This window comes from Corynebacterium sp. HMSC034A01, from assembly GCF_001838175.1.
Classification (GTDB): domain Bacteria; phylum Actinomycetota; class Actinomycetes; order Mycobacteriales; family Mycobacteriaceae; genus Corynebacterium.
The window spans coordinates 44323-66359 of record NZ_KV835969.1 but is presented as its reverse complement, the minus strand read 5'-3'; the positions used below and the strand labels follow the sequence as shown (position 1 = coordinate 66359).

Sequence of the window (22037 nt, the reverse complement as noted above, 5' to 3'; positions counted from 1 at the left end):
GTCGGCGTTCTCAGGCAGCCTCGAACACCCGGCTGACGATCACCGCATCCGGGTTCGGTTGCTCGTAGGCAAACATCGCGCCCTGGCCTTTCCGTAATGAGTGCATCGCTTCCATCCCCTTCAACGTCCGGTACGCCGAGGTCCGGTTTTTGAACGCCCCCTTCGGTCCGAGGATCCATTTCAGCCGCCCATGATCTCCTTCAATGACGTTATTGAGGTATTTCACCTGCCGGTGTTCCACGGTCTGCGGGCAGATTCCCTCTGACTTCAACTCGGCGATTGCCCTGGCCAGGGAGGGTGCTTTATCGGTGTTGATCACCCGCGGGAACCCGGTTATCGTGTTCGACCTCAGGGTCTTGGCCAGGAAACGCTTCGCTGCGGCGACATTACGCTTTGGGGACAGGTAAAAATCCAGGGTATGCCCACCCGCGGTGATGGCCCGATAGAGGTAGCACCACTTTCCCCCGACCCGGATATAGGTCTCGCCCACCCGCCAGGACCGGGCCTGCCAATCCGGGACTTGTCGGTACCACCGGGTCTGCTTGTCCAGCTCAGGAGCATATTTCTGGACCCAGCGGTAGATGGTGCTGTGATCGACCGGTACGCCGCGTTCGGTCATCAATTCTTCCAGATCGCGGTAGCTGAGCCCGTAGCGGCAGTACCACCGGACCGCCCACAGGATGATTTCACGGGGGGGAAATGACGACCGGAGAAGATGCCCATGGCTGTGATTATTTCACGCAGGTCTTCCTGTCGCCCGAACTTTGCAACAGCACCGTCCAGGAGGTGTGCCCAATTGGATTACAAGTACCTACACACTTGATCGGTGCTGCACGTTTCAGGGTCCGGGTGTGCGGCGTCCTGTCTGAGGTCCGCGATAGTGTCGCGCAGCACGGAGAGCTGCGCGATCTGCTGCTCGATCTCAGCGAGGCGCACGTCAAGCAGGTCGCGCACGTGCTCGCAGGGCGCCTGGCCGCCGTCGCGGATGTCGAGGATCTGGCGGATCTGGGCGAGGGTCAGCCCGGCGGCCTGGCCCCGGTGGATGAACCCGACCCGACCCACGGCATCCTCGGCGTAGTCCCGATAGCCGGAGGCCAATCGCTCGGCCGGAGGGAGCAGCCCCGACTCCTCGTAGAACCGCAGGGTCTTGGTCGTGGTTCCGGTTGCTTCCGCAAGCTGTCCGATCCTCATGTTCGCCGATTCCCCTTCCAATGGCCACCACACTTGACCTTCCATTGTACTGGAAGGTTCACAATGGTTCCATAGGAACTTTTGAACCACAGGGAAGAGACATCTGGAATGACAAACGAAAAGTTCGATCTGGCGATTATTGGTTCCGGCGGCGGAGCGTTTGCGGCCGCGATCCGGGCCACCGGACTGGGCAAGCGCGTCGTGATGGTGGAGCGCGGCACCGTGGGCGGGACATGCGTGAACACGGGCTGCGTCCCGTCGAAGGCGCTCCTGGCTGCCGCGGAGGCCCGCCACGTGGCGTTGGATTCGGCCCGCTTCCCTGGGGTGGCGGCCTCGGCGGGCCCGGTGGACATGCCGGCCCTGATTCAGGGCAAGGCCGCGCTGGTTGAAAGCATGCGCACGGAGAAGTACGTCGATCTGGCCGCGGACTACGGGTGGACGATGATCTCGGGGGACGCGTCGTTCACCGGAACCCAGGACGCACCGCTGCTCCGGGTGATCTCCCCGGATGGTGCAGTGAGAACGATCGAGGCCGGGCACTACCTCGTGGCCACTGGCTCCGCACCCTACGTGCCGCCCGTTCCCGGACTGGCCGAGGCCGGGTACCTGACCTCGACGACGGCGATGGAACTGGACGAGGTGCCCGAATCAATGCTGATCCTGGGCGGAGGCTACGTTGCCCTGGAGATGGCACAGCTTTTCTCCCGGCTGGGCTCCCGGGTGACCATGCTGGTCCGTTCCCGGTTGGCGTCGCAGGAGGAACCGGAGGCATCCAAGGCGTTGGCGGGGGTGTTCGCCGACGAGGGGATCCGGGTGGTCCGGCGGGCCATGGCCGACTCCGTGACCTCCGGCCCGGACGGGGTCTCGGTGACGGCAAACGTGGCCGGGGGCGAGGAGGTGTTCCGCGCTTCCCGCATCCTCGTGGCACTGGGCCGCCGCCCGGTGACCGAGGGACTAGACCTTGACGCCGTCGGGGTGAAGACCGGCGCATCCGGCGAGATCGTGGTCGATTCCCGCCTGGCCACGTCCAACCCGCGGGTTTGGGCCGCCGGGGACGCGACCGGCCATCGGGAGTTCGTTTACGTCGCAGCGGCCCACGGCGCCCTGGCCGTGGACAATGCATTCACCGATGCCCTGGCCGAGGTCGACTACCGGCACCTGCCCCGGGTCACCTTCACCAGTCCCGCCATCGGGGCGGTCGGGATGACGGAAAAGGAAGCTGTCGCCGCCGGGATCAGCTGCGAGTGCCGGGTCCTCCCCCTGGAGTACGTGCCGCGAGCCGTGGTCAACCGCGACACCCGCGGCTTCATCAAGGTTGTCGCGGACCGCGACACCGGACGGATCCTGGGCCTCTCCGCGGTGGCCAAGGACGCCGGGGAAATCGCCGCCGCCGGCGTCTACATCCTCGAAGCGGGCATGACCACCGCGCAGGTCGCCGCCGCCTGGAGCCCCTACCTGACGATGGCCGAGGGCATCAGGATCGCCGCCAAGGCCTTCACCACCGACGTCTCCGAGCTCTCCTGCTGCGCCTGAGCTGCAGCCCCCACTACCGAAGCAAAGGAATGCCATGACCGCCACCGACCAGGCCCTCACCTATCTGTTGTCCCCCGCGCGCTCCGGAATAGACCCGGAATTGTTCGTGCCGCTGCTGCGGCTCCTGGCCGAGGGCGAGCCCGTCACGGTCGCCGAACTGGCCACCGCCAGTGGCCGGAGCGAAGACACGGTCCGGCAGGGACTGGCCGCCGTCCCGGACACCGAGTACGACGACGAGGGCCGCATCATCGGCCTGGCCCTGACGATGCGGCCCACCCCGCATCGCTTCACCCTGGCCGGGGAACAGCTCTACACCTGGTGCGCCCTGGACACCCTCTTCTTCCCGGCCCTGATCGGGAAGGCCGCAACCATTGGGTCGACCTCCCCGGGTAGCGGGACCCTCATCCGGGTGATGACGGGCGCGGACGGCACGGTGACCTCCGTGCAGCCGGCCACCGCCGTCGTGTCCATCATCAGCCACCCGGGCACGGGGCCGGTGCGGTCATCGTTCTGCAACCAGGTCCACTACTTCGCCTCCCGCGAGGACGCCCAGCCGTGGTTGGATTCCCATCCCGACGGCGAAGTCCTGGACATCGAGGCGGCACACCGGGCCGGTGCTGCCATGGCCGCCGCCCTCCTCGCCGCGGCCGCCACGCGGGCCCCCGCGGCGCAGGACTCCTGCTGCTGAGCTTTAAAAGGACATGACATGACCCAGCACCCAGAACAGCCAGACACCGGCCATCAACCCGTCCGGCAGACCGGTCGCCCCGGGCGATACCACACACTGGCCGCAGGAATCGGCATAGCAGCGGCCATGATCCTGTGCTGCGCAGGACCCGTCCTCATCGCCGCCGGAGCCCTCGGCGCGATCGCCGGATTCTTCTCAAATCCCCTCGTGTTACTCGCGGCCGCCACGGTGCTCCTGGCCGGGATCATCGCCGTCACCAGGCAGCGAAAACGCCGCAGGACCGACGACTGCTGCCCTCCCGCATCCCCCGAGCACCACCGCACCGACCACGGCACCGCCTGAGTCCCCATCCCCATTCCTGGAAGGAACCACCAGACACCATGACATACCCGAGATCCCGCCGTTCTCTGTCCGTTCCCCGGCCCAGGCACCTCGCCTCCGCCCTGTTTCTGACAGCGGTCATGGCACTGACAACCGCCTGCGCCAGCTCACCGAGCGGCCCGTCGGCCGCGCCAGGCGGTTCGTCGCCCGACGCGGCCGGTGCCGTTGCTGTTACGGTCTCCGACATTGACGGCACTACCCGGACCATCCCGGACGGTAAGCCCGCAGCACTGTTCTTCTTCTCTGTCGGATGCGGTGAGTGTGTGGAAGGGGCCGATTCCCTGAACAAGGCCTCCACGGCCCTGGGAAGCTCGGCCGACTACCTCCTGGTGGACGTGGACCCCCGAGAACCGAAGGAGACCATCAACGGATTCCGCGATTACATCAAGGCCCCTGAGCTCCCTGCCGTCATCGACACCGGGGCCACACTGACCACCCGGTACAAGGTCACCTCCATGAGCACCCTGGTGGTGGTCGACGCGAAGGGTGACGTTACCTTCCGGGCCACCGACCCGTCTGCGGAAAAGATCCAAGAAGAACTCACCAAGGCCGGTGCCCAATGACAGCCCTGCTTGCCCTGGCCTTCGCCGCTGGAATGATTGCCCCGGTCAATCCCTGCGGTTTCGCCCTCCTGCCCGCCTGGATAGCCCAGACCATCGGGGACGCCCGGACGCGCCCGCTCGCGCTGCGTCTGGCCCACGGGCTCCGGGCCGGGCTCGCGCTCAGCCTCGGCTTCGCCGGGACCCTGGCAGCCTTCGGGCTGATCGTCAGCGCGGGCGCCAGGACCCTGATCAGCGCAGCGCCCTGGCTGGGAATGGCCACCGGGGTGATCCTTCTCCTGCTGGGCCTGGCCATGCTCACCGGACTCACACCACGGCTCCGTCTGCCGGCCTGGGCCACGAAACCCCGCACACAAGAAGCCGCAGGGGCAGGGCACAAAACCGGGCGCATGGTGGCCTTCGGGGTCGGATACGCCGCAGCATCCCTCGGCTGCACCCTCGGGGTGCTCCTGGCCGTGATCGCCCAAGCCCAGGCCGTCGCCAGCTACGCCGGGCTGCTCGCGGTCTTCGCCGCCTACGCCGCAGGCTCGGCCACTGTCCTGGTGCTCGTTTCGGCAGGCACGTCCATCGCCGGGGCCGCCCTCGGGCGAAGAATCACCGGCCTGGCCAAGCACAGCAACCGCATCGCCGCCTTCATCCTCACCATAACCGGCGCCTACCTCAGCTGGTATTGGTATCCCGCCGCCACCGGCGGAACCGCACAGGCCAACAGCCTCGCCGTATGGTCAGCCGCCGCCAGCGCCTGGATCAGCGACAACAGCACCCTGATCGCAGCCCTCGCCGCAGCCGTGGTGCTCGCATCGGCATTGGCCGCCCTCAACCGGCGCAGGAGACTGCGCATCAGACAGGGAACGCCGCCCACAGGCGAGGGCCCCGGGCAAAGCGGGGAACCCGACTGCTGCGCACCAACTCCGGACAACAACTCGACCGAGGACCGGCCAGGCACGATCCCGTAGCTGGCCGAGGACTCCCAAAAAGCAAGGGGGAGAGGGAACCGTGCCCCATCTTCTGGCAAACGAGGCGCCCGCCTATCAGGACAGGTTGGTACAGCGGCATCAGGCCGGAAGTCAATTCGTGCAGAGGACTTCGGGCAATCCGTCAGGAGCCCTCTGTACCGCCCCCGCAATGACGGGAACGTCAGTGTGGTGGACTTCGGAAAGCCACAGTGACACCCACTAGTTGTACTCGACCGTGACGTTGGTGGCACTTTCGGTCTTGTGAAATAGTTAGGCCTCCTGGCTTAGTGGAGCTGTCTAGTTCTTCACTGCCGGAGGCCTCTATGCCCAACGGTAACGCCCGCTTGACCACGCATGCGAGAGCGTTGCTGGTGGCCAGGCAAGCTCATCCATATCGATGTGAAGAAACTCAGCCGCATCCCCGACAGCGGCGGTTGGCGAGTCCACGACCGATCCGCGACCGGAAGACCCGATCGGGTTCGACCACGTCCATGCCGCTGTCGATGACCACACCCGACTCGCTTATATGGCCCACTAGCGGTCGCGGAGCGTCCTGAAAACCTAAAGTTTTATGAGACACCCGGCAGGAACTGGAATGTGAGACCGTTTCATGGGGCAATTGGCCTCCTCCCCGTCTCACTAAAGCGTCTCGCCCTAAGTTGTCGCAGGGTGGTGCTCGGTAGGGGTTTGTGAGGCATAATCGAGACATGAGGCTTTTGGGGTACACCCATCTGTACGCGCTGACCTGCGGCGTTGTGGGTTGTGCCGAGCGTGCTGCCGGAGTCCCTTTCAGTGTCCCTGGGGTAGGAGCGGCCGCATGAAGGTGCGCTCGTACCGCAGGACGCACCCGGACTCGTCTCGAATCCGGTCAGCGGCGATGAAGTCCGGGTGGGTGCCGAACAAGGTGCGGTACTGCTCGTAGGCAGCCAGGCTGGGGAAGCTGAACAGGGATTCCGCACGGTCACTCACACCTTCCGCGGGTAGGTAGTACCCGTGGTGGGTGCCGCCGTGTTCGTCGACATGCCGCATCCAAGCGCGGGCGAACTGTTCAAAGGCCGCGATCTGGTCGGGGTCGATGGTGTAGTGGACGACACAGGTGATCACATCCACAACGCTAGGCCCACAGGCGCTCATTGGGGAGCCTTTGTCTGTGCGCCTCGTGGTGCACCTGGGGCACACCAATCTGCCTGGTTTACCTGCGGAAATGCGTCAGTTCGCCAAGTTGGCGCCGATTTCAACGGTGAGAACTCCGACGGCGATGAAGAGGATGCCGAGGGCCATGGTTCGGGTGAGGGGTTCGTGGAAGATGACCCGGGCGAGGATCGCGGTGAGAGCTACGCCGGATGCTGCCCAGATGCCGTAGGCGACGCCAAGGGCCATGCCGTCGGCCAAGGCGAGACTTAAGGCGACGAACGCCACGAGATACCCCGCGATGACGCCGATGAACCATTTCTTCACCCGGCCACCGTCGGAGGCTCGTAGCGACATGGTCGCGACGACTTCGGACAAGATGGCGCCTGCGAGGAAGATCCATCTCATGAGTTGACTCCTGCTTCCTGGGCTGCGGTTTGCTGAGCTTTCTGGGAGCCGAGTTCGACGGTGAGGACACCGCTGATGATCAGAACCATTCCAAGACCCATCACAGCAGTCAGAGGTTCACCGAAAATCGCGGCGGATAGCACAGCGGCGAGCACGACCCCGCTGGCTCCCCAGATGCCATAGGCGACGCCGATCTGCATTCCTTCGCGCAGGCAGAAGGTGAGGAAGACGAAAGTGCCGATGTATCCGGCAGCAACCACGATGTACCAGGATGGGTGATTGAGCGCCGCCTTGAGAGACAGCGTCGCCGCCACTTCGGTAGTGATGGCACCAGCGAGCAGGAACCACTGCTTCATGGGGTTGTTCCTTCGATCAGGGAGCGAATGCTGGAGACGACGGCTTCGAGATCCGCGCCGTGGAGGGTGGACACACCTGTGGCCTGGGCGCCCCAGAGTCCGTCGGCGGCGAGTCGGGCGGTGGTCAGCCTGGCTCGGGTGGCGGCGTCGAGATCGTCCGGGAGTTCGAGCCAGCGGCCCATCCGCGTAGTCCACGGTTCGGTGAGTTCGGGCCGGTACGTCGCTTGGCCCCAGATGATGAACTCGGCGCGCTTGGCGGCCCCGTGGGCGGCGACGTGAACGTAGCTCAGGAGCCGCTCGGTGGCGTTGGCGTTCTCGAGGGGCTTGCCAAGGGTGGCAGTCATGTCGTTCTCGACGTTGGCCGCAGCGTGGTCGACGATCGCGGCGAGCAGTACGTCGCGGTTGCGGAAGTGATATAGCAATCCCGGTTTGGTGAGCCCGGCCTCGTGGGCCACTGCGTCAAGGGTAATGTCGCCACCCTCCGCTGCGTTCATGACGCGGAGGGCAGCTTCCAGGATCTCGGAGCGCTGACTGGTTCGCATATAGCTAACTTTACCATTTGGTAGGTGAAGCCTTCAACTGCGGGCGCTGGTAGGGGCACCTGGGGTACACCCCAAGCGAACAATTTGTGAATGAAAAAACTTCCTGTTCGCTAGGGTTAGTTCCAAGACTAACGGAACAGAACCGTCACTGCCTCTGGAGATCACTGAACAGTTGGGGGCGATCTCAGGACAAAAGGTGGGCTATGCCCGGGTGAGTTCGAAAGATCAGAACCTTGATCGTCAGATTGAACAACTCAAGGCAGAGAAGGTCTTCACCTATTACACGGATAAGGCCAGTGGTGGATCGCGTGAGCGCCCTGGACTTGATGAAGCAATGCGATATGTCCGTGCAGGAGATCAGCTTGTCGTCACGTCGATGGATCGGTGCGCGCGTTCACTGACGGATCTGTACGCCATTGTTGACGAGCTAGTCAGCAAAGGAGTGTCGGTGAAGTTCCTCAAGGAGGGACAGACCTACTCAAAAGACTCCACCCCGATCGCCAAGCTGATGCTAGGGCTGTTGGGTTTTGTTCAGTTGGGTAAGGCCGTGAAAGAGCTGGATCAACACCGTGAAATAGTTGAAAAAAATAACCCCGCAGGTTTCCCTGCGGGGTGTCGTTGTTAGAACGGTGCTTCGTCGTTGTCGGCGTCAGCGCCAGCCAGGGCGGCGTTCGCCGCCTCGCCTCCGCGACGGGCTGCGCGCGCAGCGGACTCTTTCTTGGAGTCGATCAGCTGCACGGTGTCGATACGGGCGACCAGCGGGTAGTGCTTCACACCGTCCTTGTCGGTGTAGACGTCGGTCTTCAGCGAGTAGCTCACTGCGACACGGTCGCCGGACCCGATGCAGCCGAACACGCCGGGGTTCTTCGCGTCCTGGACGTAGCCGGTCAGCTCCACGATCTCGCTTTCCACCTTGCCGGTGGCCTTGTTCTTGAAGGTGTTGCGCGCATAGACGCTGAGCTTCACCGTCGCACCGCCGTTTGCGTGCTCGAACAGCTTCGGTGCGCGAGCTGCGTTGCCGACGATGGTGCCGTTGTTGAAGGGGTTGGACATGATGGTTCTCCTTATGTGGGTGGGTGTGAATTGCCGTGCAATGTGGGTGTTGAAGCAGCTGCTTTGCTGCTGCGGGGGGTTGCGCTGTCGTTACAGCACTGCCCAGGGCAGCGGCGTGCCTGCCGCCTCTAGGTCGCGCAGTTCTTGTGCTGCACCCGGATCGGCGTCCTCGCCGTCGATGCCGTCGGCGAGCTGGTAGAGCAGTTCCAGGTCGGTGTGGGTGATGTCGCGCATCACGTGCCTCCTTGTTCGGATTGGTGGTCAATCCGTCTGTTGGAGACAGCTCTGCTGTCTAGGGGTCGCTCCCCTGCCTCGTTGAAGTGTCTGCTGTCGCAAGCCACGGCCGACGAGAAAAAAAGAAACCCCGTTGCATCGCTGCAACGGGGTGTGTGGTGCTACTCGGTGAACAAGATCGTGCGGGTCTTCTCGGCGCCCTCGCGGACGAGTTCGACCATCCGCTCGCCTTGGCCGATGTCGGTCAGCTTCGCCACCAACGACGGGAAGTTCTCGTCTGGCCCGATCTCGGTGGCTCGGTGCGCGGCCACGCCAGCTAGTCCCGGCTGGCCTGTGGCGTGCGCAAGCACGGCAACCGTGGTGGTGAGCTGCGCGCGCATCCCTGGCCAGCTGGTCGGGACAGCACGCATAACCTGCTCCGCGAACCGTAGGCCCGCCTGCGGGTCATCGAGCAGCGCCGCGAGCAGCGCGTCTCGCAAGCGCGGCGTGGTGAAGCATTTCAGCGCCGATCGAACAGCGCGCGTGCTCGGCTGGGTTATTCCTGCCGCCGCCTGCTCGTATTCACGCTGCAGCACGTCGGAGAACATGGGCGGGATATACGCCAGCGCGTCTTCGATGATGTCGGCGTGCTCGGCAGCGTCGATGCCGTGATCGGTGCTGTTCAGGCGTGCCTCGATGTCGTCTTTGCTCGGCTCCGGCAGCTCGCCGGTGTGCTCTAGCATCTGCCGCAGCGCCGCCGATGCGGCGACCTCGCCGACAACGCCGTGGCGCGGCTCGTCGATGAGCGGATGCTGGTACACAGACCACCACGCAGCCCCGGTGACGATCTCGGGCACTTGCACCACCCCGAGCAGCGGCGGTAGGTGCACTGCCCCACTAGTGAGACACGTGGCCGTCTCGTCAAAGACCGGCTGCGCAATGTCATCGCTGATCATGTACGCGATAACAGCGTCGAGTTCGAGGTGGTGGACCCACGCTGCGAACCGCTCGCGACTCTCGGTGAGCTTCTCCACGGCCTCGTCCAGATCGAACCGCGCGACCGGGCCGAGGCGGACGGTGTCGACGCCCTCGTCGTCGACGAAGAACGCGAGGATCAGCGAGTTGTTCGGGTAGAAGCCGAGGATGCCGGGGAGGTTCGCGAGGATCTCGCCGTGAGATGCAAGCGTGTGGGAATGAGTGGACATGGCAGTGCTCCTTTGCACGAATACGGGGTGAACGTGGTCAATCCCGTATTCAGTCCGGCTCTGCCGGTCGCAGGCGTATCCCCGCAGTGCAGTGCCTTTGTGCGCTCGGCGTCGCTAGCGCAGCCTGATGCTCGCTCGCTGGGTGCGAGCGCTAGCGACGCAGCATTGTTAGATCCCCGCGTCGCCGCTGGTTAAGCGTTACCTTTGGCGCGGTTGTGAGACTTGCACAGCAGTTCGCAGTTGCTTTCCTCGAACTGCCGACTCCCGTGGCGTTCCTTCGTTGCTGCCGTCCTAGCAATCACTAAGCAATGCACCGAAAACCTGCGCCGCGTCGTTGGAGCGTCGCAGTTCCGTTTGGTGCAGGATTTTGACCCTAGTGCACCAGCTAGTGCACCAAATGGCGATCCGATCACAAAATGAAGAAGGCCCCTACCAGCGTTTCCACTGGTAGGGGCCTTATCTTAGTAGCGGGGGCTGGATTCGAACCAACGACCTCTGGGTTATGAGCCCAGCGAGCTACCGAGCTGCTCCACCCCGCGTCGGGCGTTTATGTGATTATCGCCTGTCGCCGTAACCGGCAACGTGGAATTACTATACATACACCAACTAATAGCGCCAAACCTCCTGTTCAAAGACGGTTTGGCGCTATCGTTTTAGTGCTCGAGTGGCGCGCTGGCGCGAGCCGTGCTTACTGGCGAACTACTGGGCCCGCTGGTACTCCTCCACCGCGCGGTCTAGGCGGTCCAGGGCGCGGCCGTACTCCTCGAAGGAGCCGTCGCGGGCGCTCTCCAGGTTGCGCAGGGCGTCGTTGATGTTGTTCATCGCCTCGTCCTTGTTCACCTGCGGAGCGTCGCCGTTCTCCTCCGGCTTAGCCTCGCCTTCCGGCTTCGCTTCCTGACCCTCGCCCTCCGGCTTGGCGTCCTGGTTTTCGTCCACAACGTCGATGTCCTGGGCAGCCTCCGAGTGGATGCCAACCTGGTCAAGTGCCTGGGAGATCGTCGGCGCGTAGCCCACCTGGCCGCGGTAGAACACCAGCACGCGAAGCAGCTTCGGGAAGGCCGAGGCCTGGTCCTTGCGCTGCGAGTAGATCGGCTCCACGTAGAGAATCTCGCCGCCGCCCACCGGCAAGGTGAGCAGGTTGCCGTTCTTCAGGTCGTTGGTGCCCTCCCACAGCGTGCGGTCGCGGGCAACCTGGTCGGAGGACATCAGGGCGTCCTGCGCCTGCTTCGGGCCCTGGGTCTGCGTGTTCGTCGGCAGTACGCGCACGGTGATCTGGCCGTAGTTCTCCGGGTCGGAGGCCACCGCCATGTGCGCGGAGAGGAACTCGCGGTTCAGGCCACGGAACGGGGTGATCAGCTGGAAGGAGGCCTTGTCGGTCTCCGGGTCGGCCGCCACCACGTAGTACGGCGGCTGGTTCAGCTGGCCGCGGCCCTCAGGTGCGGTCGGGTCGTTCGGCACGGACCAGAAGGCGTCGTTGTTGAAGAACACGCCCGGGTCATCCACGTGGTAGCGCGCCAGCAGGTCGCGCTGGACCTTGAACAGGTCCTCCGGGTAGCGCAGGTGCTCGCGCAGCGAATCCGAGATGTCGGACGCCGGACGCACCGTGTCCGGGAACACACCCTGCCAGGCCTTGAGCACCGGGTCGGATTCGTCGAACGCGTACAGCTCCACGGAACCGTCGTAGGCGTCCACGGTGGCCTTGACGGAGTTGCGGATGTAGCCGACGTTGTCGCTGATCAGACGCTGGGTGGTGCCGTCCGGGTTCAGCGCGTCCTGGGTGGTGTCCTGCAGGGAGGTGCGCGTGGAGTACGGCATCTGCGACAGCGTGGTGTAGCCGTCCACGATCCACTTCACGCGGCCATCCACCACGGCCGGGTAGGTCTTGGAGTCCGTGGTCAGCCACGGGGCGACCTTCTCCACGCGGGTGCGCGGGTCACGGTCGTAGAGCACCTTGGAGTCGCCGCCGACGCGGTCGGACAGCAGGAAGTTCAGTTCCTGGTACTTCACCGTGTAGGCGAGGCGGTTGAACATGTTGCCGATGTCCACGCCGCCCTTGCCGTCGTAGGTGTAGGTGGAGTTGTCCGTGTCGTACTCCACCGGGCCCTGGCCGGTCTCGCCCACAATCGCGTAGTCCAGGCCGTCCTCGGCAGAGGCAATCACCGGGCCATAGTAGATGCGCGGCTCGTCGACCTTGATGCCCAGCTCTTCTGCATCCTCGGAAGCCTTGGCAGCGGCGTTGGACTGCAGGTCGGACACCGTGAAGATGGGCAGGCCGCCGCGGGTGGAGCCGGCGTCCTGCGCAGCCTCGTCCACAGTGTTGGCCTGGGCTGCGATGAAGCCGTTGCCGTGGGTGTACACGGTGTGGCGGTTAATCCAGTCACGCTGGTTCTCACTCAGCGAGTTCGGGTCCATCTCGCGGGCGGCGACCACAAAGTCGCGCAGCTCGCCGTCCACTTCGTAGCGGTCCATGGCCAGCTGGTCCGGGAAGCCGTAGAAGTTACGCAGCTGCTGGTTCTGAGTAAACGTCGGGGAGATGATCTCCGGGTCCAGAAGTCGCAGGTTCGAAATCGTGGCGGCGTCGGAGGCGACATCGGAGTTGGAGGTGTTGCCTGCGCCCCAGTCCTCCAGGTAGGTCACGTTGTCGTCGGTAAGCCCGTACGCCTCGCGGGTGGCCTCGATGTTGCGGCCGATGTACTCGTACTCCTTGGCCTGGCGGTTCGGCTTGACGGAGAACTGCTCCATCAGCGCCGGCCAGACGTTGCCCACCACCAGGGAGGACAACAGCATCAGCACCGTTGCCAACACCGGCACGCGGAAGTCGCGGTAGACGATGGAGGCGAAGAACGCCGCCGCGACCAATACTGCGATGACGGTGAGGATGATCTTCGCCGGCAACATCGCGTTGACAGTGGTGTAGGACGCACCGGTGAAGATGTCGTTGCGGCCGTAGAGCAGGTAGTAGCGCTCCAGCCAGTAGCTCACGGCCTTCAGGAGCATCCACAGGCCAGCGGTGACGGCGAGCTGAATGCGCGCGTCCTTGCTGATGTGACCCGAGATGCCGGAGACCTTGTTGCCGATGCGGATGCCGCCCAGCAGGTAGTGGCCCACTGCGGCGACCAAAAACGCCACCAGCAGCAGCATGGACAGCGTGTCCACCACCGCGGAGATGCCGGGCAGGGTAAACGCGTAGAAGCCTAAGTCCTTGCCAAACTCGGCGTCGGTGGAGCCGAACTCGCCGCCGTTGAACCAGAGCATGAACACGCGCCACATGCGCTGGCCGGCCAGGCCGGACAGGATGGCGACGACAACCGGCACCCACACCAGCATGCCGCGCACGCTCTGCTGCACCTGTTGGCGGTACTGCGCGGCCTGGTCGAACGGCGTGGCTTGCTCCTGGGGCCTGCCGCGCCACGCAAGCCGGGCGGCAATCCAGGTGATCGCGCCGCCGATCAGCGCGAAGATGATAAACAGCACCACGCGGACCAGGATCACGCGGTTGAACACGCCCCTAAAGTCCACCTCCCCGAACCACAGGAAGTCGGTGTACAGCCCGACTGCCATTGGCAAGAGGACAAGAATGATGCCCAAGACACCGATGGTGGTTAACAACCCCTTGTTCGGTTTCTTGGCGCGTGGTTGTGGCCGATTGAGGCGGGTAGCCAAGCCTGCTCCTTAGGAATTAGTGTGTGCAACGCAGTTAAGCTTCAAGCTTAAATAATTCAACGTCAAACTTGCCCGGAGGGTTCCCGTGCGCGAACAGCAAGCATTAAATAAGGCCATGATGGAGGCCGTCGAGTTCGTCCACGCGGAGGGGTGGGACGCTCCCCCAACCTTGTTCGGCCTGGTGCCGACGCAGTTGCTTGTCGACGAGCTGGGCCACCTCGACGACTCTTCCCCGTTAACACTGGTGGTCCAAGACCTCCCAGAGCACATCCTGCCCGGCTCCGAGGAACTGGGCGAGTACGTCTCCCGCATCGCCTGGCCGCGAGAAGTCGAAGGCGTAATCCTGGCCCAGGAGATCATGTTCAAGGACGCCTCCGCCGGCGAGGACGCCGAGCCACGCCCGGCGCGCCTGTTCTCCGGCGTGCTGCGCGAAGAGGACATCGAGCAGACGCTTTTGCAGTTGCGCTTGACCGAGGAGGAGCTTGAGGAGCGCGGCGCGTTCGCCCAGGACGACATCGAGCTGCGCGGCGGACCCGGCGTGGCCCCGGGCGTTGTGGCGGCGCTGCGCTACGGCCTCGAGCAGGACCCGGACGAGCTGGTTTAGAATGTCGGTTGTGCCTACTTCCCGCGCCTGGTCCCCTTCCGTCTCCGTCATCGCCGCCGCCACCGCCGCAGCGCTGACGCTTACGGCGTGCTCCAACGATTCCGGCTCCGATGATCCCGATACCCGCGCGCCGGAGATCACCTCCACGGAAACACCGCCGAGCGAGCCGGAGCAGACAGACGCGAGCACCGAGACTGACACCGCGACGGTGACGTCGACGCGAAGCGAGACCGCTTCCACGTCGGCCACCTCTGGCACGCCCACGAAATCGTCGTCGAAGAAGACTGCTGCGGGCACGGCGGATGCGACGTCGACAAGCGGAAAGAAGCAGGAGGCTGACGCGCTGAAGGAAGTGCGCGAGCGCTTTGCCACCTTGGCCCCTGAAGAGTTCTTCGACCAGTTCGACGACTGCGCGGCGGGCGGCTTGAGCGGCTCCTTCGACTGCTCCGGCGAGGGCGTCGGCCAGTTCCAGTTCTTCGACTCCGACTCCAAGGCCGCCTCGACGACGCAGCTTTTGACGGAGCTGCGCTCCTCGCGCGTGGTGGAGGACGACGGCGACCGCGTGGTGGGCTGGTCCACACTCGGCACCTCCGCGATCATCACCGTGGTGGACAACGAAGCCGGTCAGGTGATGCAGCAGCTGATCTCCACCGACCAGGACGATCCGCGCCAGCGCATCTACGACCTGGGGCTGGCCAAGCAGTAGCTAGTCGCAGGCGGGCACATCGCGGCCCGCGGCGAAATCCTCCATCGCCTGGACGGCCTCGGCGAGGTTGTCCACCTTCGCCACCGTCATGTGTTCGGTGTCCACGCGCTTCACTGCGTCGCAATTGCCGCCGGGCGCCAAAAACAGCTCGGCGCCGTCGTCTTCGGCTGCGCGGATCTTGTGGGTGATGCCGCCGATGGGGCCGACCTCGCCGTCCTCGTTGATCGTGCCGGTGCCCGCAACAAACTTGCCGCCGTTGAGCGCGCCCGGGGTGAGTTTGTCGATGACGGCCAGGGAGAACATCATGCCGGCGCTCGGCCCGCCGATGTCGTTGAGGTTGTAGTTCACACTGATGCCGCCGGCCGGCTCGGAGGTCATGAGGATGCCCAGCATGGGCTGGCCCTTCTCGTGCGGGTTCTCCCCCAGCTCCACGGTCTCGGTGCGTTCCTCGCCGTCGCGCTCGACGGTGACCTCGATCGTCTCGCCGGGTGCCTTGGCGCGCACGGCATCCTGGACTTGCTTTGGTGTTTCCACCTTTTCGCCGGCAACCGCGGTGATTAGGTCCTCGGGCTGCAGCAGCCCCTCGGAGGCGCTGCCTTCCATCACGTCGTGCACCACCACCGTGGTGGGGCGCTCTAAGTAGTGCATGGCCGCCACCGTCGCGGAGGCCTCGGAGGCGACAAACGCCTGCTGGTTAAATTCGCGCACCTGGTCCTCGTCCAAGTCCGGCGGCATGATCTGCTCCACCGGCACGATGGTGTCGTCCGTGGCAATCCAGCGGCCCAGCGCCTGGCCGAGCGTCATGTTCGTGCGCACGGACACGGTGGTCATGTTCAGCTTGCCGCCGGTATCCAGCGTCTCCGCACCCTCGATGTCCACGACGGGCTCGCCGCCGACCTCGCCGAGCGTGTCAAAGGTGGGCCCCGGCCCTTCCGCCGCGTACGGCACCGTCAGGCGGATGTCGGTGCCCGGGATGTGGTCCGCGGTCAGTGCACCTGCAAGCAGCACGACGGGAATGGACCCCCAGACCAGGGTCGACCACCGCCGGTTTCGTGCTTCGCGTGCTTTGGACATGGGCGCAGATTCTAGCGCAGGAGGAGCAAAGTACTGTTGCTGGACCGTTGCTGGCTATCAGCGAACCCATGCACTCGCGGGCTGACTGTATTCTGGCTGGCATGACTAACGGATTCGGCTTTTCCTTTCCTAACGACTCGAACGATGACGGCGAAAACGACGGCAACAATCGGGGCGGCGACGGAAACGGCCGCGGCGACGCGAACAACCCGTTTGCCGCATTCGGCTTCGGCGGGGGCCAGCCCGGCGGAGGCGGCTTAGGCGACGTGTTTAACCAGCTGGGCCAGATGCTCTCCGGCATGGGCTCGTCCATGAACGCCCAGGCGACGGGCGACGCGGTGAACTTCGAGCTGGCCGCGCGCATGGCACGCCAGCGCATCTCGGGTGCAAACCCGGTCTCCGATGCGGACACCCGCGCGGCGGAGGAATCCCTGCGCTTAGTGGAGCTGTGGCTGGACGAGGCCACGGACCTGCCCGCAAGCGGCGCACAGGCGCAGGCGTGGAACGCCGAGCAGTGGCTGAACCAGACCATGCCCATGTGGAAGCGCCTGGTCAACCCGGTGGCGGAGCACATGAACCGCGCCCAGCTGGACTCCATGCCGGAGCAGGCCCGGGAGATGATGGGCCCGATGGCCGGGATGATGAACCAGATGAACGCCATGCAGTTCGGCATGAAGCTCGGCCACGCGCTGGGCGATTTGGCGCAGCAGGCGCTGACCGGCACCGACTTCGGCCTGCCCGTGGCCCCCGCTGGCACCGCCGCGGTGCTGCCGCGAAACATCGCCGAGATTTCCAAGGGCCTGGAGCTGGCCGGCCAGGAAGTGATGGTCTACATCGCCGCCCGTGAGGCCGCACGCCAGCGTCTGTTCCGCCACGTGCCGTGGCTGGTGGAGCGCGTCGTCTCCTCCGTGGAGGAATACGCCGCAGGTCTTGAGATCGACACCTCCCACATCGAGGAAGTCGCCCGCAACCTCAACCTGGAAGGCGGCGACCCGCAGCAGATCCAGGAGGCGCTGCAGAACCTGCAGGGCGAGGACCTCTCCCCGCGCGTGGGCACCCGCAACGCCGGCGCCACCTCCCGCTTGGAGACGCTCATCGCCCTCGTGGAAGGTTGGGTCGACGTGGTGGTGGCTGAGGCACTCGGCGACCGTATCCCGTCCACCCCGCAGCTGGCCGAGGCATGGGCGCGCCGACGCGCCACCGGCGGCTCCGCCGAGCAGGCCTTCGCCAACATCGTGGGCATCGAGCTGGGTGCGCCGCGCACCCGCGACGCCGCGGAGCTGTGGCGCCGCATCGACACCGCCGTGGGCACCGAGCGCCGCGACCAAGTGTGGAACCACCCGGATTTCCTGCCGACCGCGGAGCACTTGGACAACCCGGCGGCGTTCATCGACACGCTTCTCGACGATCAGCCCGACACCGACTTCGACGACGAATTTGCCAAGCTCGAGCAGGAGCTGCGCGACAACCCGGAGCTCAAGCGCGAGGACGGCGACGGCAAGGACGACGGCCGCGAGGACGGCACCGAGCTCTAGGCCCCTGAGCTCTAGCCGCCGAAGCGCTGGTAGGCCTCCAGGTAGCCGCGGGCGCGCTCCGCGTACGGTACCTTGTCCGCCCACTGGTAGAACTCGGCGCTGTGGTTCGGGATGAACGTGTGCGTCAGCTCGTGCACGATCACCGCGTCCAGCACGTAGTCCGGCACCTGCTTGAGCCGGTCGCTGATGCGGATGTCGCCGGTGGCAACCGTGCAGGAGCCCCACCTGGAGCGCTGGTTAGACACCCACCGGATTGAACCGATGCGCGCTTGGCCGTCCAGGACGTGCGTGTTCAGGGAGTCGGCGCGCGTGCGCAGGGAATCGTCGTCACGCGGGCGTGCCTTTGTCTTGCGGTCGAGTTTGGCCAGCATCTCGGTGACCGCCTCGCGCTCCTGCGCGTCAGTGAAGTGCGCGGGGATGCGGATCTCCGCCACCCCGCCGACAAGCCGCGCCTGCACCGAGCGCGTCCTGCGCGCCGAGCGGATCACGCGGTACGGCGTCGAATTGTTCTGCGTTTGCCTGCCAGCCATGGCAATGCATTGTAGGATCCCGCATCGGGGGTGGATGCAGGGATGATCAACAACAACGCACGGGTGAAACTCGCCCAGGGCGCGCACCCGTTTCTGCGCGCAGACAACGTCATGCAGTTCGGCACCGACGCCACGCGTACAGGTTTGGTGACCACCGAGCACGCCAAGGACGTCGCCGCACTGTTGGGCGTGCTGATGCGGCCGCGGCGGCTGGGCTGGGTGCTGGAGCAGCTCGCCGAGCTCATCGGCGCCGAGGCTGCCCGCAGCCTGGTGGACGACCTACTCAGCTACCGGGTGCTCGTCCCGGCTGTAGAACCCGAGGTGCTGCTCGTCGGCCACGGGTGTTTGGCCGCAGCGGTGACCGCAAGACTGCGCGAGTGCGGGTTGGATGTGCGCACGCAAGCGCGCAACGAGGCGCTGTCGAAGTTCCTCCTGCGCGGCGACACGTGGGTGCCGGTGACTGCGGTGAACACCACTGCCCTACTCGGCGAGCTCGCCGCACTGACCCGTCAGCGCCAGGGCGCGGTGCTGCCGGTGACGCAGGTGGACGCGCGCGTGGTGGTGGGCCCGGTGTGCGCCCGCCCCGGCCCCTGCCCGTTGTGCGTGCGCCTCTATCTTTTGGACCGGGACCCGAACTGGCCCGTGGTGGAGCAGCGCGCGCCGCTGAGCGTGCAGGGAGACCCTGTAGCTGCGGCGGCTGGCGCTGCGTTTGCCGCGGTGTCGCTGCGACGTTTGGCGGGCTTACCGGACCCGCCCGGGGTCTCCGCGCCGAAGCCGGAGGCTGGGCTGCTCACGGTGGTGGACCCGTTCGCGCCGACGCCGGTATCCACGGCGTCGCTGCCGCCGCACCCGGACTGCGCCATGTGTTTCTAGGGATGCTTCTAGCGGAACTGCCCCAGCACTTCGAGCACCCCGGCGCCATAGTTGTCCACCTTCACCGGACCCACGCCGGAGACGCCGAGCAGCTCGCGCTCGTCTGCAGGCATGGCCTCCGCGATCGACATCAGCGTCGCGTCGGTGAACACCACGAACGCCGGCTGGCCAGCGGCGCGCGAGACGTCCAGGCGCCAGCGCTTCAGCGCGGCGTAGACGGCCTCGTCAAAGCTCGGCTCGCATTCCTCGTGCCTGCCCAAGGACTTCTCCGCGGGCGTGCCCAGCTGGTTGCCGCACACCCGGCAGCGCTTCGCGCGCTTGAGCCGCTGCGGGGATTTTTCCACCTCCAGATCCGGCACCAGCCCGTCCAAGAAGCGCGAGCGGGTGCGGCTTTTGTGCCCGCCCTCCTGGCGCGCCAGCGACCACGACATGTGCAGGTGCTCGCGCGCACGGGTGACGCCGACGTAGAACAGGCGGCGCTCCTCCTCGATCTGCTCGTCGCCGGCTTTCAGCGCGTGCGAGATCGGCAGCGTCTTTTCCACCAGGCCGACCAAGAACACCGCGTCCCACTCCAGGCCCTTCGCGGCGTGCAGGCTGGCCAGGGTCACCCCGTCCACGGCCGGGGGCTGCTTCGCCTCCGCGCGGCGGCGCAGCGAGCCCAGCACCTCCGTCATGGTGGACGCCTCGCGGGTGCGCACGATCTCCTCGATCAGATCCACAAGCGCGTTCAAGGACTGCCAGCGCTCGCGGGCCTTCGCGCCCTCCGGCTCTTCCGGGGTCAGGCCCAGCGGGGCGAGCGCGGCACGCGCGATGCGCACCGGATCGTCCGGCAGGTCCGTGCGCTTGGAGGCGCGCAGAAGCTGCGCGAACGCCTCGCGGATCTCCGCGCGCTGGAAAAAGCCCTCGCCGCCGCGGACTTGGTAGACAATCCCCTCGTCCGCAAGTGCCGCTTCAAAGGCGGCGGACTGCGCGTTGATGCGGTACAAGATGGCGATCTCGCGGGCGGGCACGCCGTCGTTGAGCAACTTGCGCACCTTCTGCGCCACCGCGCGCGCCTCTGCGGGCTCGTCGTCGTAGCCGTTGAACTGTGGCTCCGGGCCGTGACCGCGCATGCCTTGCAGCTCCAGGCGGGTGCCGGCGATGCGGCCGGTGGCCTTGCCGATGACGGTGTTGGCCAGGTCCGTGATCTCCACGGTCGAGCGATAGTCGCGCTGCAGCTTTACCACGGTCGCGTGCTCGTACGTGCGCGAGAAGTTCAACAGGTAATCCGGGGTCGCGCCGGTAAAGGAGTAAATGGTCTGGTTGGCGTCGCCGACCACCGTCAGGTCGTCGCGGGTGCCTAGCCAGGCCTCCAGCACACGCTGCTGCAAGGGGGTGACGTCCTGGTACTCGTCCACCACGAACGACTGGTACTGCGCGCGGAATTCCTCCGCCACCGCCGGCGCGTTCTCCAGGGCGCCAGCGACGTGGATGAGCAGGTCGTCATAGTCGATCAGCATGCCTTCCGGGCTGGTCTTCGCCTCCTCGTAGAAGCGGTAGACCTGGGCGACCTTCTGCGCGTCTGCCGGCGGTGTTCGCGGGGAATCGGCGATGCGCTGCACGTAGTCCTCCGGACCGATGACGGAGGACTTCGCCCACTCGATCTCGCTGAGCAAGTCGCGCACCATTTCCTTGCCCGTGTCCAGGCCTGCGGCGCGGGTGGCGCGGGCGACGATGGGGAACTTGTTGTCCAGCACCCGCCACGGCAGATCGCCTGCGATCTGGGGCCAGAAGTACTGCAGCTGGCGCATCGCCGCGGAGTGGAACGTGCGCGCCTGCACCCCGCCGATGCCCATGGCGGTAAGCCGGTCGCGCATCTCGCCGGCGGCGCGCTTGGTAAACGTCACCGCCAGCACGCGGTTGGGGGCGACCTGGCCGCGGTCGATGAGGTTGGCGATGCGGTAGGTGATCGTGCGAGTCTTGCCCGTGCCTGCACCGGCGAGGATGCACACCGGCCCGCGGGGTGCTTCCGCCGCCACACGCTGGTCGTCGTCCAGCACGCTGAGGTCTATCGCCATGGGTGTGCTCCTTCCGGGTTGTGCGTTTGTGGAGTGTGCGGGGAGCCCGCCCAGTCGTCGATGAGTGCGCGGGCGATCGTGCCCTCCGCGGCAAGCGTAAGTTCGCCTAGCTCCTCACGGCTGGCCCAGACGGTGCGTGTCAGCTCCCCGTCCGTGGGCGCTTGCGCATCGACGTCCGCCGTGCGCGCCGCCATGCCGAGCATGAGCGCGCCTGAGAGAGGCCACGGCTGGGAGCGCACGTAGCGCACATCGCGCACGCGGCGGCCGGTTTCCTCCCACACCTCGCGGGCAAACGCGGCCTCGAGGGTCTCGCCGACGTCCACATACCCCGCCACAAGGGTGAGGTAGCCGGGGCGGCGGGCGTTTTCCACCAGCAGGATCCGCTCCCCCGCCGGGTCCTCCACCAGGCCAATCACGCACGGATCCAGCCGCGGGAAGATCGGCCGGCCGGTGGCGCCGCGGGCGACGATGCCGCCGTCGCCCCAGCGCACCTCGGAGCCGTCCGCAGGGTCGAAGCGGGTGCGCTCGCGGGCGTTGACCAGACCGACTGCCCGCGCCGCCAGCGGGTGGCTGGCGTGGGTGCGCGCGTCCCCGGTCGCCGCGTCCGGTCCGGCGAGATCTGCCGCATCGACACCGTGCACCCGGGCCGCGGTGACCTCCCGGGTCACGTGCACGTGGGAGGTGATTTCGGCGGCGGCCGGAGGTGCGTCAATAAGCTTTGGCTCCCCGTCGGCACCGAGTGGGAAGCGCCCGGCAGCATCGATGAGCAAGAACATCC

The 22037-nt window shown here is 65.8% G+C and carries 23 protein-coding genes, 1 tRNA gene and 2 pseudogenes; 11 read left to right on the top strand and 15 right to left on the bottom strand.

The annotated features are described in order from the left end of the window. Window positions 1-10: 10 nt before the first annotated feature. Window positions 11-723 (bottom strand): annotated as a pseudogene (locus tag HMPREF2791_RS06830) (IS6 family transposase). Between the two features lie 78 nt (window positions 724-801). Continuing rightward, window positions 802-1191: a heavy metal-responsive transcriptional regulator gene (locus HMPREF2791_RS06825; RefSeq protein WP_004601215.1), complete on the bottom strand. Its 390-nt coding sequence runs from the start codon at window positions 1189-1191 to the stop codon at window positions 802-804. A 108-nt stretch (window positions 1192-1299) separates the two neighbouring features. Between HMPREF2791_RS06825 and merA the strand changes: the two genes are divergently transcribed. The 6 genes and pseudogenes from merA to HMPREF2791_RS12275 all read left to right on the top strand — a co-directional run. Then, window positions 1300-2724: a mercury(II) reductase gene (gene merA, locus HMPREF2791_RS06820; protein ID WP_070844832.1), complete on the top strand. Its 1425-nt coding sequence runs from the start codon at window positions 1300-1302 to the stop codon at window positions 2722-2724. Between the two features lie 34 nt (window positions 2725-2758). Next, complete coding sequence (gene merB, locus HMPREF2791_RS06815) at window positions 2759-3412, top strand: organomercurial lyase MerB (RefSeq protein ID WP_070844831.1); 654 nt, start codon at window positions 2759-2761, stop codon at window positions 3410-3412. Window positions 3413-3538: 126 nt separating this feature from the next. Continuing rightward, a complete protein-coding gene (locus tag HMPREF2791_RS06810; protein WP_070844863.1) occupies window positions 3539-3754 on the top strand; it encodes a hypothetical protein in 216 nt (71 codons plus the stop codon). A gap of 119 nt (window positions 3755-3873) precedes the next feature. Then, window positions 3874-4356 (top strand): TlpA family protein disulfide reductase, encoded by a 483-nt coding sequence (locus HMPREF2791_RS12280; protein ID WP_141745922.1) that lies wholly within the window; start codon window positions 3874-3876, stop codon window positions 4354-4356. Beyond that, window positions 4353-5309, top strand: coding sequence for a cytochrome c biogenesis CcdA family protein (locus HMPREF2791_RS06800; protein ID WP_034666335.1), 957 nt, complete (start codon window positions 4353-4355; stop codon window positions 5307-5309). Before HMPREF2791_RS12280 ends, HMPREF2791_RS06800 begins: the two co-directional genes overlap by 4 nt. 375 nt (window positions 5310-5684) lie before the next feature. Next, a pseudogene (locus HMPREF2791_RS12275) lies at window positions 5685-5835 on the top strand (IS481 family transposase); the annotation flags it as partial. A 263-nt stretch (window positions 5836-6098) separates the two neighbouring features. Here HMPREF2791_RS12275 and HMPREF2791_RS06795 read toward each other — a convergent pair. The 4 genes from HMPREF2791_RS06795 to HMPREF2791_RS06780 form a co-directional block, all read right to left on the bottom strand. After that, window positions 6099-6413, bottom strand: coding sequence for an NIPSNAP family protein (locus HMPREF2791_RS06795; RefSeq protein ID WP_230208643.1), 315 nt, complete (start codon window positions 6411-6413; stop codon window positions 6099-6101). Between the two features lie 105 nt (window positions 6414-6518). Next, window positions 6519-6848 carry a DMT family transporter gene (locus HMPREF2791_RS06790; RefSeq protein ID WP_034666342.1) on the bottom strand — a complete coding sequence of 110 codons (330 nt, stop codon included), beginning with the start codon at window positions 6846-6848 and terminating at the stop codon, window positions 6519-6521. Beyond that, the gene (locus HMPREF2791_RS06785) at window positions 6845-7204 is read right to left on the bottom strand and encodes a DMT family transporter (protein ID WP_034666344.1); all 360 of its coding nucleotides are present in this window, start codon (window positions 7202-7204) and stop codon (window positions 6845-6847) included. Before HMPREF2791_RS06785 ends, HMPREF2791_RS06790 begins: the two co-directional genes overlap by 4 nt. Next, the gene (locus tag HMPREF2791_RS06780) at window positions 7201-7746 is read right to left on the bottom strand and encodes a TetR/AcrR family transcriptional regulator (protein ID WP_034666346.1); all 546 of its coding nucleotides are present in this window, start codon (window positions 7744-7746) and stop codon (window positions 7201-7203) included. Before HMPREF2791_RS06780 ends, HMPREF2791_RS06785 begins: the two co-directional genes overlap by 4 nt. A gap of 196 nt (window positions 7747-7942) precedes the next feature. Here HMPREF2791_RS06780 and HMPREF2791_RS06775 point away from each other — a divergent pair, with 196 nt between their 5' ends. After that, a complete protein-coding gene (locus tag HMPREF2791_RS06775) occupies window positions 7943-8371 on the top strand; it encodes a recombinase family protein (RefSeq protein WP_256008564.1) in 429 nt (142 codons plus the stop codon). Here HMPREF2791_RS06775 and HMPREF2791_RS06770 read toward each other — a convergent pair. The 5 genes from HMPREF2791_RS06770 to HMPREF2791_RS06755 form a co-directional block, all read right to left on the bottom strand. Further along, a complete protein-coding gene (locus HMPREF2791_RS06770) occupies window positions 8368-8799 on the bottom strand; it encodes a single-stranded DNA-binding protein (protein WP_034997554.1) in 432 nt (143 codons plus the stop codon). The two genes, HMPREF2791_RS06775 and HMPREF2791_RS06770, sit on opposite strands and share 4 nt — an antisense overlap. Window positions 8800-8889: 90 nt before the next feature. Further along, complete coding sequence (locus HMPREF2791_RS12070; protein ID WP_016456431.1) at window positions 8890-9033, bottom strand: hypothetical protein; 144 nt, start codon at window positions 9031-9033, stop codon at window positions 8890-8892. Between the two features lie 161 nt (window positions 9034-9194). After that, window positions 9195-10217 (bottom strand): DUF4192 domain-containing protein, encoded by a 1023-nt coding sequence (locus tag HMPREF2791_RS06765; protein ID WP_070844829.1) that lies wholly within the window; start codon window positions 10215-10217, stop codon window positions 9195-9197. A 465-nt stretch (window positions 10218-10682) separates the two neighbouring features. Next, window positions 10683-10756, bottom strand: a tRNA-Met gene (locus HMPREF2791_RS06760). 160 nt (window positions 10757-10916) lie between these two features. Beyond that, complete coding sequence (locus HMPREF2791_RS06755) at window positions 10917-13826, bottom strand: UPF0182 family protein (RefSeq protein WP_246825481.1); 2910 nt, start codon at window positions 13824-13826, stop codon at window positions 10917-10919. A gap of 169 nt (window positions 13827-13995) precedes the next feature. Between HMPREF2791_RS06755 and HMPREF2791_RS06750 the strand changes: the two genes are divergently transcribed. Both HMPREF2791_RS06750 and HMPREF2791_RS06745 read left to right on the top strand, forming a co-directional pair. Then, entirely contained in the window at window positions 13996-14484 is a 489-nt protein-coding gene (locus tag HMPREF2791_RS06750; RefSeq protein WP_070844827.1) for a PPA1309 family protein, read from the top strand. 1 nt (window position 14485) lies between these two features. Beyond that, a complete protein-coding gene (locus HMPREF2791_RS06745; protein WP_070844826.1) occupies window positions 14486-15190 on the top strand; it encodes a hypothetical protein in 705 nt (234 codons plus the stop codon). Here the strand turns inward: HMPREF2791_RS06745 and HMPREF2791_RS06740 are convergent, their stop codons facing one another. After that, the gene (locus HMPREF2791_RS06740) at window positions 15191-16264 is read right to left on the bottom strand and encodes a YlbL family protein (RefSeq protein WP_070844825.1); all 1074 of its coding nucleotides are present in this window, start codon (window positions 16262-16264) and stop codon (window positions 15191-15193) included. A gap of 101 nt (window positions 16265-16365) precedes the next feature. On the opposite strand from HMPREF2791_RS06740, the gene HMPREF2791_RS06735 reads away from it, so the two are divergent. Further along, the gene (locus HMPREF2791_RS06735) at window positions 16366-17799 is read left to right on the top strand and encodes a zinc-dependent metalloprotease (protein WP_070844824.1); all 1434 of its coding nucleotides are present in this window, start codon (window positions 16366-16368) and stop codon (window positions 17797-17799) included. An 11-nt stretch (window positions 17800-17810) separates the two neighbouring features. Here HMPREF2791_RS06735 and HMPREF2791_RS06730 read toward each other — a convergent pair whose 3' ends face one another. Then, complete coding sequence (locus tag HMPREF2791_RS06730) at window positions 17811-18329, bottom strand: M48 family metallopeptidase (RefSeq protein WP_070844823.1); 519 nt, start codon at window positions 18327-18329, stop codon at window positions 17811-17813. Window positions 18330-18371: 42 nt separating this feature from the next. Here HMPREF2791_RS06730 and HMPREF2791_RS06725 point away from each other — a divergent pair, with 42 nt between their 5' ends. Continuing rightward, entirely contained in the window at window positions 18372-19202 is an 831-nt protein-coding gene (locus tag HMPREF2791_RS06725) for a hypothetical protein (protein ID WP_070844822.1), read from the top strand. A gap of 8 nt (window positions 19203-19210) precedes the next feature. Here the strand turns inward: HMPREF2791_RS06725 and HMPREF2791_RS06720 are convergent, their stop codons facing one another. After that, window positions 19211-21259, bottom strand: a complete 2049-nt coding sequence (locus tag HMPREF2791_RS06720; protein ID WP_070474936.1) for an ATP-dependent DNA helicase UvrD2 — start codon at window positions 21257-21259, stop codon at window positions 19211-19213. Beyond that, complete coding sequence (locus HMPREF2791_RS06715) at window positions 21250-22035, bottom strand: NUDIX domain-containing protein (RefSeq protein ID WP_070844821.1); 786 nt, start codon at window positions 22033-22035, stop codon at window positions 21250-21252. Before HMPREF2791_RS06715 ends, HMPREF2791_RS06720 begins: the two co-directional genes overlap by 10 nt. Between the last annotated feature and the right edge of the window lie 2 nt (window positions 22036-22037).